The organism is Listeria rocourtiae subsp. hofi (assembly GCF_963575615.1).
Classification (GTDB): Bacteria; Bacillota; Bacilli; order Lactobacillales; family Listeriaceae; genus Listeria_A; species Listeria_A hofi.
In genome coordinates this window covers 1-15,829 of the sequence record NZ_CAUYTL010000036.1, presented here as the reverse complement: position 1 = coordinate 15,829, position 15,829 = coordinate 1, and the positions used below count along the sequence as shown (strand labels likewise).

The 15,829-nt window shown below is 40.7% G+C and carries 12 protein-coding genes; 1 reads left to right on the top strand and 11 read right to left on the bottom strand.

The annotated features are described in order from the left end of the window. Positions 1-21: 21 nt before the first annotated feature. Both R8925_RS13285 and R8925_RS13280 read right to left on the bottom strand, forming a co-directional pair. A complete protein-coding gene (locus tag R8925_RS13285) occupies positions 22-3,093 on the bottom strand; it encodes an AAA family ATPase (protein WP_430536283.1) in 3,072 nt (1,023 codons plus the stop codon). Beyond that, positions 3,090-4,217, bottom strand: coding sequence for an exonuclease SbcCD subunit D (locus tag R8925_RS13280; RefSeq protein WP_430536282.1), 1,128 nt, complete (start codon positions 4,215-4,217; stop codon positions 3,090-3,092). Before R8925_RS13280 ends, R8925_RS13285 begins: the two co-directional genes overlap by 4 nt. A gap of 139 nt (positions 4,218-4,356) precedes the next feature. Between R8925_RS13280 and R8925_RS13275 the strand changes: the two genes are divergently transcribed. Next, positions 4,357-4,965, top strand: coding sequence for a lysophospholipid acyltransferase family protein (locus tag R8925_RS13275; RefSeq protein ID WP_430536281.1), 609 nt, complete (start codon positions 4,357-4,359; stop codon positions 4,963-4,965). A 61-nt stretch (positions 4,966-5,026) separates the two neighbouring features. Here the strand turns inward: R8925_RS13275 and R8925_RS13270 are convergent, their stop codons facing one another. The 9 genes from R8925_RS13270 to tkt all read right to left on the bottom strand — a co-directional run bounded on the left by R8925_RS13270 (position 5,027) and on the right by tkt (position 15,601). Beyond that, entirely contained in the window at positions 5,027-5,557 is a 531-nt protein-coding gene (locus R8925_RS13270; RefSeq protein ID WP_430536280.1) for a hypothetical protein, read from the bottom strand. 108 nt (positions 5,558-5,665) lie between these two features. Further along, on the bottom strand, positions 5,666-6,169 hold the full coding sequence (locus R8925_RS13265) for a hypothetical protein (RefSeq protein WP_430536279.1): 504 nt from the start codon (positions 6,167-6,169) through the stop codon (positions 5,666-5,668). A 114-nt stretch (positions 6,170-6,283) separates the two neighbouring features. Then, positions 6,284-6,760: a CcdC family protein gene (locus tag R8925_RS13260; RefSeq protein ID WP_430536278.1), complete on the bottom strand. Its 477-nt coding sequence runs from the start codon at positions 6,758-6,760 to the stop codon at positions 6,284-6,286. Positions 6,761-6,836: 76 nt separating this feature from the next. Next, on the bottom strand, positions 6,837-8,636 hold the full coding sequence (locus R8925_RS13255) for an ABC transporter ATP-binding protein (protein WP_430536277.1): 1,800 nt from the start codon (positions 8,634-8,636) through the stop codon (positions 6,837-6,839). Further along, positions 8,623-10,389 carry an ABC transporter ATP-binding protein gene (locus R8925_RS13250; RefSeq protein ID WP_430536276.1) on the bottom strand — a complete coding sequence of 589 codons (1,767 nt, stop codon included), beginning with the start codon at positions 10,387-10,389 and terminating at the stop codon, positions 8,623-8,625. The genes R8925_RS13255 and R8925_RS13250 overlap by 14 nt, the downstream gene beginning before the upstream one ends. A gap of 342 nt (positions 10,390-10,731) precedes the next feature. Then, a complete protein-coding gene (locus R8925_RS13245; RefSeq protein WP_430536275.1) occupies positions 10,732-11,913 on the bottom strand; it encodes an amidohydrolase in 1,182 nt (393 codons plus the stop codon). 357 nt (positions 11,914-12,270) lie between these two features. After that, positions 12,271-12,690, bottom strand: a complete 420-nt coding sequence (locus tag R8925_RS13240) for a hypothetical protein (protein WP_430536274.1) — start codon at positions 12,688-12,690, stop codon at positions 12,271-12,273. A 449-nt stretch (positions 12,691-13,139) separates the two neighbouring features. After that, positions 13,140-13,376, bottom strand: a complete 237-nt coding sequence (locus R8925_RS13235) for a YneF family protein (protein WP_036069656.1) — start codon at positions 13,374-13,376, stop codon at positions 13,140-13,142. Positions 13,377-13,606: 230 nt separating this feature from the next. Continuing rightward, complete coding sequence (tkt, locus tag R8925_RS13230; RefSeq protein WP_430536273.1) at positions 13,607-15,601, bottom strand: transketolase; 1,995 nt, start codon at positions 15,599-15,601, stop codon at positions 13,607-13,609. Between the last annotated feature and the right edge of the window lie 228 nt (positions 15,602-15,829).

The window sequence follows — 15,829 nt, the reverse complement described above, 5'->3', positions numbered from 1 at the left end:
TCGCACCTCCATTTCGAATATTTATAATCCTTGCACGAAAAATTTCGTCGTACTTCCATGGTTTGTAGCCGTTACCTCTAAGCGCGAGGGAATTCGTTCTTTTAGTTCTGGTACATGCGAAATAATTCCGACTAACCGTCCAGATTCCTGTGTTTCAAGCAAGCACTCCACCGCCATTTCCAGTGATTCAGGATCAAGTGTACCGAACCCCTCATCAATAAACATCGTCTCAAGTGATATACCACCCGACATCTCCTGCACAACTTCTGCTAAGGCCAGCGCCAAAGCAAGCGATGTTTTGAAGCTCTCCCCACCAGATAACGTTTTGACATGTCGCTCCAAGCCTGTGTATTCGTCATAAACCTCCAGCTCCAAACCACTTTGCACGTTTCCTTTAGACTTTTCCTTTTTGCGGTTCAGTTGAAACCTACCATTCGTCATTTTTTTTAAACGCCCATTCGCCCGAAGTAAAATCGTATCAAGGAAAGTCGCCAAAACAAACCGTTCAAACGTCAAGCGTCGATTATTTTTCCCGCGTGCCATATCCGCTAAATAACCAATATCCGCATATGCATTCTCCGCCTCACTTGTTTCATTCAAATACTGCATAAACCGCTCCGACAACTCAGAAAGCTTACGTACCATCTCTTTTTGCCTCATATACTGCTCTGCCTTTTCGTGATACGCCCGCTTAGCCTCAACATCTAATTGTTGCAAAGCTATCAAATCAGGCTGTTCCGATTCGTTAAGTTTGCCCTCCATCTCCTTCAAACGTTCTGACACAAAATGGTATTTCTGCTCATAGTTACGAACAAATTGCTCCTTCTCTGCCAAAATTTCTGCACTTAAAATAGCTCGTTGATAGGAGCCGTAGTCCACAAAACCATTCGTCACCATAATATCTTTAAATATCGTGCGCTGTGACGCCAATGCACTATCTGCTTTTAAAACAGCCCTTTCTGCCGCTTCACGCGCTGAAACTGCTTTAAGATGGCCTTCTTTTGATTCATTGTACATCGATTCCACGCTTCCTTTTCTGAGCTCAAAGGCACTAATTTGTGCCGTCAAATCTTTTTGTTGCTCATAAAAAGCCGCTAAATTGTGAAATTCCTCTGGTACATCCTCTAAAAGGAGTGAATATGTCGTTTGAGTAGTATCCATGGCTTGACGAACTTTGTCGTACGCTTGTTGTGTTTTTATTTTTTGTGTTGCCACTTCACTCGTCTCCTGCTTATTCAAGGCAACTTGCTCTTCCACATTATTTTCCTCTGTCAAAAATGCTTCTAACCGCACTTGCTCCTTCTCTATTTTCGCGAGTTCCTTAGCACATACGTCTTGCTGCTCCTTCAAAGCCTGGAAAGGTTCCTCCGATGCGTATTCGATTTGTTCGATTTGCCACTTTTTTTGCTCGATTTTTGTGGCTATCGATTTTGCCACGTCATTTTTCTCAAGCTGACCTTTTCTCGCTGCTTCGACTTCTGACTTTACTACACCGGATGTTTCTATTGCCAATTGAGGGTGCTCTAGCGAACCACAAACTGGGCACGCATCGCCTTCTGCAAGTGTTAGTGCCAACATTGCGGCCTGCTCCTGTTGCCATTTTTCATCCAGCGCCACGTACCTAGCCTCAGCTTCCTTAAACTGATTTTCTGCGATGCTAAAACGTTTTTCGAATATCACTAATTCTGTTTGCCATGCTTGTTTTTGTTCCCATTTCTTTATTTCGGTTGCAATCTGCGCTTCTTTTTGACTTATTTCCATCATGAGTTGTTTGGTTTCTACCTGTTTTAGCCTCGCCTCTTGAACAAACCGAGCCCTATCAGCTAATTTTTCTGACTGCTCTAAAAGTGTTTGCTCTTTCTTAATAAGCCGTTCTAATGTTTGTGTTACCCTCTGATATTCCTCACTCTTTTGCGTTAATTCCTGCTGTAATGCCAAAGCCCTCGTCACCTTTACTTCCATCGATTGGAGCAATTCTTGTTTTTTGAGCCATGCCGTGTATTCTTGTTCCATCTCTTTCAATTTCTCTATCTCCAAAACAGCATTATCTAGCACCGCTTCCTTATTTTTCAAAACCTCCAATGCTTGTTTTTCTTCCAAACGTAGCTCATCCAATTGTTGCTTCAATCGCAAACATAGTGCATCTTGATCCATAATCGCCCCAGCTTTGCGCGCCAAATTTATGGCTTGCTGATCTTGATCACATTTCTCCGCTAACTTGTCTAATTCTATTTTGTCTATCCGTAAATTCGCTAATTGTTCCCATTCCGCTATTTTTTCCTCTGCCAACGTCACATTCTTAGCTGTAATTTCTGCTTTTTGTTTTGCCAAATCCACCTGTTCCTGTAGCCCATTCATCGTTTCCTGTTCCAAATTCAGCCGCTCTCCAAACATCAACTCAATATCACGTGCTGTTTTCCCAGCCAGCGCCTCCTCGTCAAAAGCCTCCTGCGTAATCCCAGCTACTTTTGCACGTAATAACCGGACCTGCTGCTCTTGCTCCTTCTGCTGATTCCATAGCTGGTTTTCAATAAGCTGGTAAAAATGCGTATGCGCCAATCGTTGTAAAATTGCTTCCTTATCCCTGCTTTCCGCTACAAGCAACTCACGAAATTCTCCCTGTGGAATCATTAAAATTTGGCGAAATTGATCAACATTCAACTGAATAACTTCTTCCATTTTTGCACCGACATCACGAACCGAACTTGCAAGTAACTTCTCTTCGTTCCCGTCAAGTTCATAGAGCTCCGCCTTTGCAGTAACCGTTGTCATCCCTTCTCCACGCTTTTTCGGGACATCTTGTTGTGGTATGCGACGAACCAAATAACGCACATCTCGAAGCAGAAATTCAAGCGATACTTCCGTCAAATCCTCTGCACTTGCATAATGACTCCTTAGCGAAAAACCTTCCCGATCATTCGTATTTGCCTTCCCAAAAATCGCAAAGCTAATCGCATCAAAAATTGTTGACTTCCCAGCTCCTGTTTTCCCAGAAATCACAAAAATTCGCTCCTGCCCAAGTTCTGTAAAATCAATCGTTTCCGCTTTGGCATACGCACCAAACGCCTGCATCGTCAATTTCAAAGGTCTCATTGTTCCACGGCTCCCTTCACACGATTCATCGTTTCACGCATTAATTCCATTTGCCGTTCCGATATTTCCTTCCCGCTCACATGTTCGAAAAACTGCCCAAACAGCTCCAAATCGTCTTTTTTTACAACATCTTCAAATCGCTCAAATTGCCCCTCTGTCAGTTTCTCCTGTACTCGCTCCAAATGCAACACATTCGGATAAAACGCCCGCAGTTGCCCAATAGGATCAATTAGCGCCCCTTCATCCAACAAGTTAATTTGCAAAAAATCCTCGTTTCCAGGGACGACTGAACTCACTAAATCTGCCAAATACCCCTCAATAATGCGTAAATCATGCAGCGGTTCCAAAAGATGTTCGCGAACTTCCACAAGCTTTTTACCATTCATTGTCACAATCCGAACGCTCTTCTTATCCTTTGCTTCTGAAAACGAGTATTTCAAAGGCGAACCTGCATAAAAAATAGACGGATGGTGAATCGCATGGGGATGATGCAAATGCCCTAGTGCCACATAATCAAAGCCATCAAAACAATTTGTAGACACACGATCCACATTTCCAATCGCTAATTGTCGCTCTGAATCACTCGGAATTCCTCCTGCAACAAACGCATGCCCAACTAGAATTTGTGCCTTATCTGCATCCCACTCTGACCTAATTTTTGCCGTTACCGCTTGCATTGCATCTTCAAACGACCTTACTGACTTGTCTTCCAAAGTAGCTCGAACTTGTGCCGGCTCATGATATGGCACCAACCAAATCTGTGCCCCGTTCCACTCTATCGGCGAGAGATTCGCACCAATTGTTCCTTGAATATGTAGTCCATTTTTCTCATACCAAGCCGAACCAAAATTCACCCGCTCCGCACTATCATGGTTTCCACTAATCGCAAAAACCGGCTTACCGAGCGTCACATTCAGTTCCAGTAGTACATCATTTAAAAGCGTCACTGCATCTGCTGGCGGCACCGAACGATCATATAGATCACCTGCAATTATAATCCCGTCCACCTGCTCCTCCTTTGCAATCTGTGCTATCTGCTTCAAAATATACTGCTGCTCTACAAGCATCGAAACCCCATTGACAACCTTCCCTAAATGCCAATCCGCTGTATGTAAAAATTTCATCCAAACACCTCATTATTCATTTTTGCTGTTATCCTCAGTATACTATATTTTCATAGCAACGCATAAGCACTAGACGTTTCCCAAACTTTTCAGTATACTAAAAACAAGACTAAAAAAAGAAAAATAGGAGTGAAACAACTTGTTCTACACGTTTGCGAGAAATTTCGTTCAGGTGATTATGACAATCATCGGTGGGCGTTTCCAAGTACAAAATAAAGAGAAAATTCCAGAAGCACCATTCGTCGTCGTTTCCACGCACACATCTTGGATGGAGATTCTATATCTTGGATTTGCCATTAAGCCACTTCAAATTCACTACATGGCAAAACAAGAACTATTTAAGACTAAATTACTAAATTGGCTGATGCGCCACCTCAATGCTTTTCCAGTCAATCGTGAAAATCCCGGTCCAAGCGCAATTAAACTACCTATCCGCATCCTAAAAGATGGGAAAGTAGTCGGTATTTTCCCGAGCGGTACTAGAAAATCAGCTGGCCTCCACCTAAAACGAGGTGCCGTAACGGTCGCATTAAAAGGAAAAGTTCCGATCTTACCGGCCGTGTATGATGGACCAAAAACAGTTGGAGAACTTTTCAAACGTAAAAAAGTTATTATTCGATTTGGAGATCCCATTACGTTTAATGACAAAGATATTGATCAAAAAGAACTTTTGGAACTGAAATCCGAAGAAGTATTAATGACATTTGAACGATTGCAAACAGAAATAAATGAAACAAAAGCAAAATAAAAAAATCTTGATTTCCAATCAGTACACACTTCTGATTATCGGAAATCAAGATTTTTTATATTCAGCCCGTAATATCATTCACGATATTGGAGCCCGCCAAGCCAATTTTTCTCAAAGCCTCTGATAATTTATCCGAAGCCTTTTGTATTGCTTCATCTGCTTTTTCTGCCACTTTTGTATCGCCAGGATTTGCTTTAACAGCAGCGGCTTTCTCTGCAAATGCATCGCTTAATTCTTGAATTGATGCTTTAAACTCATCTGTACGTTTTCCTAAATCAGGAACTTTTACATTCGCTAATGTTTCAGACACTTTTTCCGCAGAGGCGCTTGCTTTCTTTGCTAACTCATCCAATGCTTCCCCTTTTGATGGCGCATCACTTGTAATATCCGCCATATAAGCATCGTAATCTGCGTCTTTTTCATTCACTTTAGCCACTAAACCCGTGTAAAAATCCATCGCCTTTGTCTGCAGTTTTTCTTTTGCCGTTGCTACTTTTGAGTTCACATTATCTTTAACATCATTCGCATTTCCGCAAGCCGCTAAACTAAATACTAATATTGCCGCAAAAATCCCCACTAACAACTTCTTCAAATAAAAGCCCTCCTCCAAAAATGTTCGTTTTCGTTACATCATACGCATACAAAAGACGTTGCAAACATGTAAAGATTACAACGCCTTTATTTTAATTTTACTTCATTTTTAAGCTGCCGTATCGTTCATAATGCTCGATGGCGCTAAGTCAACATCTTTTAATGCTTTAGCTAAGGCATCTGAGGCTTTTTGCATCGCTTCATCTGCTGATTTCGTATCAATCGGAGAAGCTTTCAAACCTTTAGCTTCTGCCGCATATGCATCACTTAAATCTTTTACAGCTGATTTAAAGACACCTGTCGCTGTGCCTAGATTTGGAACTTTTACATCAGCTAATACTTGTGATACTTTATCTGCCGAAGCACTTGCTGCTGTAGCAAGCGTTGTAAGCTCTGCACCTGTTGGCGGTGTGTCACTGCCAATTGCTGCTTGGTACGCATCATAATCCGCATCATTGTCGTTAATTTTTGCAACTAAATCCATGTAGAAACTCATTGCATCTGCAGTAACGTCTTTTTTCTCTGTCGCCTTTTCTTCTTTTGCATCATTCCCACAAGCCGCTAAGCTAAAAACAAGTGCAAGTGAAAATAAAGCTACTAACCATTTTTTCAAACAAAAAACCTCCTCTTTTTACATGCTGCCCTGTTTGAGCAACCTACTCGTTATATCGATGTTCTTGTCATAATTCAACCGTTTTCATAGAGAAAATCCTCCCAAGTTTTAAAATCATGATTCTTCCGTTTGTGCTAATTTTGTAGCAACATTTTTATATTGAAAATACATCGCAATGCGCCATGGAACAATCATTGCAAACGCTAAAATCCAGAACATGCCTGATAGCTCACCAACATCGACTGAACCGCTAATCCAATACTTAATTCCAAGTCTAATCAATAATAAACTGAGCAGAATGACCGGAAACGATTTTGTCCGTTTAATAAAGACATATTGATGCCTAATCTCAAAACGCGTCGTCCAAATTAAAATTAGCGAAAAGACTAATCCCATTAAAACTGCCTCTAAAATTCCTGCCGGTGAAACCCTGAAATATGGAATGACAAACATGAGCGCCCCAGTACTCATCATAATCGGCGGAATAATGATTTTTTTCACAGTTGCTGGCTCTTTTGATGCTTTCATCCGAATCAGGATAACACCAACCCCAAAAACAAGCGTAATAATAATTGATAAAATAAATGACACGTTACTTCCTCCTAATCGGCACTATTTACTTGCCTCATTATAAACTTTTTTAGAAGAAAAACAACCTTTACGCCTATTAACCAAGCTCCTCTAAATCCATTCCGCTGTTTTGTAATTGATACATCGAATGATACACTCCACCATGTTCCAGTAATTCTTCATGTGTTCCTCGCTCGATAATGCTTCCTTTTCGAAGCACCAGAATGAGATCAGCGTCTTTTATTGTAGAAAGTCGATGCGCAATCGCAATCGTCGTCCGGCCCTGTCGCATATTTCGCAGGCCTGTTTGAATCAAACTTTCCGTTTCCGTATCAATATTTGCCGTAGCCTCATCCAAAACAAGAATTTGTGGATTTGTCACGACTGTTCTTGCAAAAGAGATTAACTGCCTCTGCCCACTCGAAAAAGATGCCCCACGCTCAATCACCTTATGATCATACTTGTCGGCCAGTGTATTAATAAACTGGTCCGCTTGTACAAACTGCGCAGCCTCCAGAATTTCTCGATCTGTTATTAGCTTATTATGCAAACGAATATTATCCTTGATAGTACCATAAAACATAAAACTATCCTGTAAAACTAAGCCAGTTTTAGCACGCAATTCCTCCATTGGGTAGCGTTTAATCGATTTCCCGTCAATCAGAATTTCCCCCTGATCAAACTCATAAAAGCGCATCATCAAATTGATAATAGAGCTTTTCCCGCTTCCTGTGTGACCGACAAGCGCAACTGTTTGTCCAGATTCCGCTGTGAAGCTAATATCCTTCAAAACATCTTTTTTCCCATCATAAGAAAACGTGACATTTTTAAACTCAATCTTTGCTTTTGCAATGACCAGACCATCCTCATCATCTTGCTCTGGCGCCAAATCTGTGCCATCCATAATCCGGAATACACGTGAAGCCGCTGTAATCGCCTCTTGGTACATTGCTAAACGCTCCATAATATTGTAAATTGCCTCTAAAAACCGATCAAAGTACGTAATAAAAGCGTAAATCGTCCCAATTGCAACTGGACTAGAGAAGGATTGAATCCCAAAGAAACTTAGAATCAGTACAACCGCTAGTGAATAAATCAAATCAATCGCTGGTCCAAGAAGTAACGCGTTAAATTTAATATTTTTCATGCCTACATCGTAATAATCTTTATTAATCTCTTCAAATTCGCCAATCAAGCGCTTTTCTTGATTAAACTGTTGCACAATGGACATACCAGAAATCGATTCTGCAATTTTTGCATTTAACTGACTCAATTTTTCCCGACGCGCTCGATAAAATTGAGAACTATATTTGCGATAGATGATAATTATTAACAATGTCAACGGAAAAACGAGCAAACTATACGCGGCCAATTTTGCATCCATAATAAACATCGCTGTATAAATCCCTACAAGCATGAATACACTCTGAATTGCTGTTCCAAGTACATTAATAAACATATCTTTAATTGCTTCCGTATCATTAGTCACACGTGAAACAAGGCTACCCGCGGGTGTTTGATCAAAATAACGCATCCCCATATTTTGTAATTTGCTAAAAATATCAATCCGAATACGTTGTACAATTCGCAAAGCAATTTTTTGAAATAGGACCAATTGAAAATACCAAACCACAGATCTACCAATTGCTAAGCCCATGTAACCCGATGCCAACAATAGAATCGGTCCGGCCACAAAATGAAGCGGCGTCAAGTAATTATCTAGAAATAATTTAATTAAAATTGGCAAAAATACATCTGCCAATGTAACTAGCAACACTAGAAAAATCGTTAAAATAAGTGCTGGAACATGATACTTCGTGTAGCTAAATAAGCGTTTTAGTACTGCACGATGCTCTTTTCCACTCATCGTTAACATTTCTTCGTTATTCGGCTCCATTCGTATCACCCCCACTCTCAATTAACTCTTCCAATTGCTGATTTCGGAACATTTCCGCATACCAACCATCTAAGGCAACAAGCTCAGCATGCGTCCCACGCTCCACAATTCGTCCTTTATCAATTACGATAATAAGGTTCGCATGTTCCACCGAACTAAGCCGATGTGCGCTAATAATCGTCGTCTTATCCGCCCGGTTACTTTTAAGATTCTGCAAAATTTTCTCCTCTGTTTTTGCATCAACAGCAGATAGCGCATCATCTAAAATCAACAATTCGGGATTCATAATCAATGCCCTAGCAATCGCCAGCCTTTGCTTCTGCCCACCAGAAAGCGATACACCACGCTCACCTACGACCGTATCATACCCATCCGTGAACTCCGTAATATCCTCATGCACTGAAACCATTTCTGCAACCTGCTCCACATCAGCCTGCGACAACTCTGGATTCCCAAAGCGAATGTTTTCCCGAACCGTCGTCGAAAATAAGAACTGATCCTGTGGTACGTATCCAATCGCATTGCGCAGTCCACGCACCGTATAATTTTGAATCGTCTTGCCATTAAACAAAATCGATCCCTTGTAATCATCATATTCCCGCATCAATAATTTTAAAAGCGTTGTCTTGCCAGAACCTGTTCGCCCAACGATTCCGAGCGTTCCACCAGATTTCAATTGAAAAACAATATCTTGTAGAACAGGCTCTTTCTCATCCGGATACGTAAATGCCTCCAATGCAAAGTCAATGTCTCCACGTGGCAAAACATTGATAGCTCCAAAGTCATCCTTCACGTCCTCAGGCTCACTCAATAACTTATTCAATCGATCATAGGAAGCATTTCCTCGTTGAATCACATTAAACAAAAACCCAAACGCCAACATTGGCCAAATCAGCAAGAATAAATAGTTCACAAACGCAATTACCTGACCAATTGTAAGCGTTCCTTCCATCACAAATTTTGCCCCAAAAGCGAGTGAAAGTATAAACGAAACACTAACAATAATCGAAATCATCGGATCAAACATCGCATCAAGTTTTGCAACCTTTACGTTGACACCGACCACTTCCTCTGTTTGACGTCTAAAATCCTCGATATCTTCCTGCTCCTGGCCAAATGTTTTCGTAACTTTAATTCCTGACAAACTCTCCTGCGTCTTATCATTCAGCTTCGAAAACTCCGCCTGTGCACTATGAAATCGATCATGCAATTTCCGACCAAGCACAGAGCTTCCCCAAACCATCAACGGCATTGGCAACAGCGCAATCAAAGTTAAACGCCAATCGATTGTAATTGCCATCGTTGCAATAACGGTACTTCCTGTTAAAATCGAATCACACAACGTCAACACACCAAACCCAGCTACTTGCTGAATCGCTGAAATATCATTCGTCGCATGCGCCATCAAATCCCCCGTCCGGTAGCGCTGAAAAAAGAACGGCGACATTTTAGATAAATGCTCAAATAGCCGTAGCCTCAATTGCCGTTGTAGCTTATTATCCGATCCGAAAATCAACATCCGCCAAAAATAGCGACCAATATAAGCCACGATAGCCGCACCGAGCAAAATTCCCATCCACATATACAAATGATTCTTCGTCAGCGAATCCTTGCTAACTGCATCCACCGTCAATCCAAGTATTTTAGGCGGTACCAGCTGGAGCAACGTTATCATAAAAAGTAGTGAAACCCCAATAATATACGATTTTCGTTGCTCTTTAAAAAACCAGCCCAACTCCTTATAAATCTTCATTCCTAACCCCCTCTTCTTCAACAATATATTTTCCTATTTTTGGACATAAAAAAATAACGGACATATCTTACTTTGTCCATTACTGTATTTGGAAATATATATCGAATTTATTACATAAAAGTACGCATAATAGCCCTTTAAATAAGCCTATGCCTCTTCCTCGATATAACGGACGCCGAATTTAGGCTATCTCCTACAATAATGGTTAAATTACCGAATCCAATTATCTTTTTCATTGTCCTTACCTCCTTCTCAAATTTGTTTACAGGAACTAGTGTAACCGATTTCTTCTAAAGATTCAAGTATATTTATAATTTTTTTATTTAACAGACAGAAAGCCCATTATTCAAGGCTCTCTGTCAAATAAGCATATGCATACTGCGCGTAGAGTTCTGCACCATAAGCAAGTGCCTCCTCATCTACATTGAACTTGCCATGATGATGCGCCCATTCCGTATCTTTTTCAGAGTTACCAGCTCCAACAAGTGCAAAACAACCCGGGGCTTCCTGTAAGTAATAACTAAAATCCTCCCCCGCCATTGTTGGCCGATCCGAGTATAATATCCCATCGCCAAAACTATTTGTAATCACATTTCGCGCCAGTGCAGCACTTGCTTCCTCATTGATAACAGCATGCGTCCCATAACGATAGTCCACTTTTGCGGTTGCACCATAAGTAGCTGCAACCTGTTCTGCATAACGCCGAATTGCGCGCTCCATTTTTTCACGAACTCGTGGATGGAACGACCGAACTGTCCCTTCCAAAATCGCATTTTCCGCAATCACATTGTAACGCGTCCCAGCCTCCATTCGTCCAATCGTAAAAACGGCAGGTTCAAGCGGATCAGTTTCCCGTGATACAATCGCTTGCACTCCCGTCACAAAAGCTGAAGCAACAAGAGCTGCATCAATACATGCATCAGGCATTGCTCCATGACCACCACGCCCTGTAAATTTAACCACAACAACATCCGCAGACGCAAAAATAGGTCCCGTATTACAAGAAATAGTATGCGTCGACATTTGCGACCAAATATGAATCCCAAACACATTATCCACGCCCTGCATCGCCCCCTGCTGAATCATCACCTCTGCGCCTTCGGTAATCTCCTCAGCAGGCTGGAAAATAAAACGCACCGTACCAGCCAACTCATCCTTAACCGCGACAAGTGCCTCCGCTGCGCTAAGTAGCATGGCTGTATGCGCATCATGACCACACGCATGCATCTTCCCCTCATTTTCTGATTTATAAGGCAAATCCGCATTCAATTCGGCTACAGGTAATGCATCCATGTCAGCCCGAAGCGCCACCATTTTCCCATTTAACTCACCAACAAGGTCTGCCACAACCCCCGTTGGCTCCATGCGTCGATACGGAATCCCCATCCGCTTTAACTCTTCAATCACTCGATTTGTCGTCTCGACCTCCTGCCATGACAACTCCGGATTTCTATGTAAGCCTCTTCGAAATGCAATCATCTTCTCTTCATTTTGCTTAACCACAAGCTTTATCTTTTCATTCATTACCAATGCCCCCATTCGATATATCTCATTTTACCACTCTCGGTCTACCATTACTCTAAAAAAGCTCGAAATATTCTGCAAATAGACTAAAAATATCTTTCAAAATAGCATATTCATCATTATTTTAAAGTACCTGTATTTTTTGCAAAAGAGGGCCTGAAACAAATTTTGATGCTAGCTTTCGCTGACACCAATCATAATGAAAAAGACTCATCGGCTTACAACTATTTTTCTATCATAAATACAGACAGAGAAATAAGTTGAAGATCGATGAGTTTTTGAAGCTATCCAAAATCTCGCAGGATAAATGGAACCAACATGCTGTCAAACATGTGTATAAAAATTTTTTCGAAGTAGTTATCTAGGTTTTAAGGTATAACTAACGCCATTAATTGAAACCTTTATAGAATCCGGCCATACTTTCTGATCCCATTTACTATCATCACCTTGTTTTTTTATTTGGTCTGCAGCTAATTTATAGAATTTATTTTGATTTTTATTGTACCATGGATCATCATGAGGGTTTGGCGAAAATTGGTAGACATGATTACCAGGATTAAAAGTCATACCGCGATTCTTGCTCCATGACGTTTCTGCCCATTTATAGCTGACTCCATTTATCTCTACCTTACCACTAATACCCGCTGCTTCTGCTACAACTGCATCTAGGTTTTTGTCGAAACTTATATGTCCTGAATTCACCAAATTTACACCAATAATGACAGAGGAAAGTACACAACCTAAAACAATAGAAAGACTACCAATTCTTTTCTTCATATGCATAAAACCTCCTACTTTCTCTTATTTTTATTAGGAATACTATTCCTAATATTTTAATAGCATAGCATATGATTGTTACATTTATGTGGCAGTAATTTGGAATAAGAAAATTCTATTACGAGAAACATAACGCTTAGCCAGACTCAAAATTACCAGGCTTCTAATCCCCTTTGCCATTAATTCTCTATTTAGCAGTTCAAGAAAAAGTTGACTAAATCTTTAATCAACATCAAAAAACACGCTCCTATCATGTGTTAGTATCACACAATAATAGAACGTGTTGTCATGTTGAAAATGCATCCAAAAAATAAATGCAGGGAAATGTTAATCAAAAGAGGCAAAATCGTGAGCAAGACGTTTTCACCGCGTTAGCAAAAAATGCAAGTTCGAACTTACCACGCAGGAATAGGCGTCACAGAATTTCCAGCTAATTCAAACTAGCTAACTTATTTTTTCTTCTTCGTTTTACTTTCTTTTTCTTGTTGTTTCCCCATTGCGTTCATCATTTGGTTAATTTTCTTTTGTGACGGTTTCATTCCCATTTGGGCCATCATCATTTGTAACATTTGCTCATTAATTGGTGGATTTTTCTTCAGATACGTCATCATGTATCTTCTTGCGATGAAAAATCCTAACGCTAGACCTGCAACTAAGCAAAGTATACCGATAAGTATATACCACAACATATTCTCTTTCTCCTCCTCAAAACAATATACCCCTCTTATTGTACTTGATTTATCAGGTCAAAACAATAGTTTTTGATATCCTACAGCAATAAAAGTTCGCTATCATTAAAAAATCACAACTGCCTCATTATACCATCAACACGGTGTTTATACAACATATTATCATAAAAAGAGGCGTAAAATGATCAAGCTAAAGCCTACATCATTTCACGCCCCACGCACATCGCTTATAAAGACTTCACAGTTTGAACGACATTCTCCACAGTGAAACCATAATTTTTAATAATCGTATCACCAGGTGCCGAAGCCCCAAACTTATCAATTCCGATTGTTTTACCATCTAAACCAACATAACGCTCCCACCCAAGTGTTGAGCCCATTTCGATAGACACACGCTTGCGGACAGCATTTGGTAATACACTCTCCTTATACTCCGCTGATTGTTGCTCAAACAAATCAAATGACGGGATACTAACCACTGACGCATCAATGCCGTCTTTTGCAAGTTCTGTTTGCGCTTGTACAGCTAGATTAACTTCGGAACCTGTTGCTAAAAGAAGCACATCTGCAACCTCTTTCTTCGCTGGCGATAATACATAGGCACCTTTAGCCACGCCTTCTTCCGCTAATTTATCGGAATTTGGTAATGTTGGCAGGTTTTGACGCGTTAGGACAAGTGCAGTTGGTCGATTGGTTGACCGAATAGCGATTTTCCATGCCGCAACTACTTCGTTACCATCAGCTGGGCGCAATAATGTAAGACCAGGCATGGCCCGAAGCGAAGCAATTTGCTCTACAGGCTCATGTGTTGGGCCATCTTCCCCAACTGCAATACTATCATGTGTCAATACATAATTAACTGGTAAGTGCTGAATAGCAGATAGACGAATAGCTGCCCGTAAATAATCAGAGAACACAAAGAATGTTCCACCGTATACTTTAAGGCCAGAGTGCAATGCCATTCCATTTAAAGTGGCACCCATCGCAAACTCACGAACACCAAACCAAATATTGCGTTCAGCAGGTGTAGCTTTTGTGAATTCACCATCTGTTGCGATATTTGTATTATTAGAACCAGCTAAATCAGCAGATCCGCCAAATAATTGGGGTAATTTCGCAGCTAAGGCATTAATAACCTCACCACTTGACGCGCGACTAGCAAGCGATTTATCCTCACCATATACAGGCAAATCTTTATCCCAACCTTCTGGTAGTTGTTCGTTTAAGCTAAGCTCCAATTGAGTTGCAAGTTCAGGGAATTTTTCTTTATAAGAAACAAACATCTCGTTCCACGCTTGCTCCTCTTCTGCACCACGCTTTGCAATTGTTTCTTTAAAGCGATCATAGACTTCACCAGGAACAAAGAAATCCTCATCATAATTCCATCCATACGCCGCTTTTGCAGCTTTGACTCCATCGGCACCCAGCGGAGCACCATGAACCTTGCTAGTTCCTTCATTTGGAGCACCGAAGCCAATAACTGTTTTCACCTCAATCATTGTTGGCTGCGACGTATTTTGTTTTGCTTTTTCAATTGCTGCTAGAATTTCAGTCGCATCATTGCCATCTTTAACAAGTAAATGCTCCCAACCATATGACTCAAAGCGTTGTTTCACACTTTCAGAAAATGATTTATCTAAATCTCCATCCAATGAAATATCATTAGAATCATATAAAAGTACCAAACGACCGAGCTGTTGATGCCCAGCAAGCGAAGCCGCTTCTGATGCCACACCTTCCATTAAGTCTCCATCACCACATAACGCATATGTATAGTGATCCACAACTGGGAATCCATCTTTATTATACATCGCTTCTAGGTGTCTTTCAGCCATCGCCATACCAACAGCCATCGCAATTCCCTGACCAAGAGGTCCAGTCGTAGCATCTACACCATCTGTATGATGTACCTCAGGGTGACCAGGTGTTTTACTATCCCATTGACGAAATTGTTTTAAATCCTCTAAACTTAATTTATAGCCACTAAGGTGCAGTAAGCTGTAAAGTAGCATTGAACCATGCCCTGCCGAAAGCACAAAGCGATCACGGTTAAACCAATGCGAATTGGCTGGATTTGCTTTTAATATTTTTGACCATAAAGCGTATGCCATTGGAGCTGCTCCCATTGGTAATCCTGGGTGACCAGAGTTGGCTTTCTGAATTGCGTCGATCGATAATGTTCGAATAGTATTAATTGCTAATTGATCCGTTTTATCAAACAAATGAAACATCCTCTCTTGTTTTAGTTACTACTATACATCATAAGCTTTTCTCAAATATTTCTCAACTAAAATACACTTGATTGTTCGATAATGTATTTAAATGATTATTAATGTTCAATTAAGAATAAATAAAAGGAGAGATGTACCATCTTGATATGCTCCCTATAAAGTAGACAATGGAAAAAACAAAAATTCCAAATCTACTTTATAAGGGAGTTTTTTTGCATG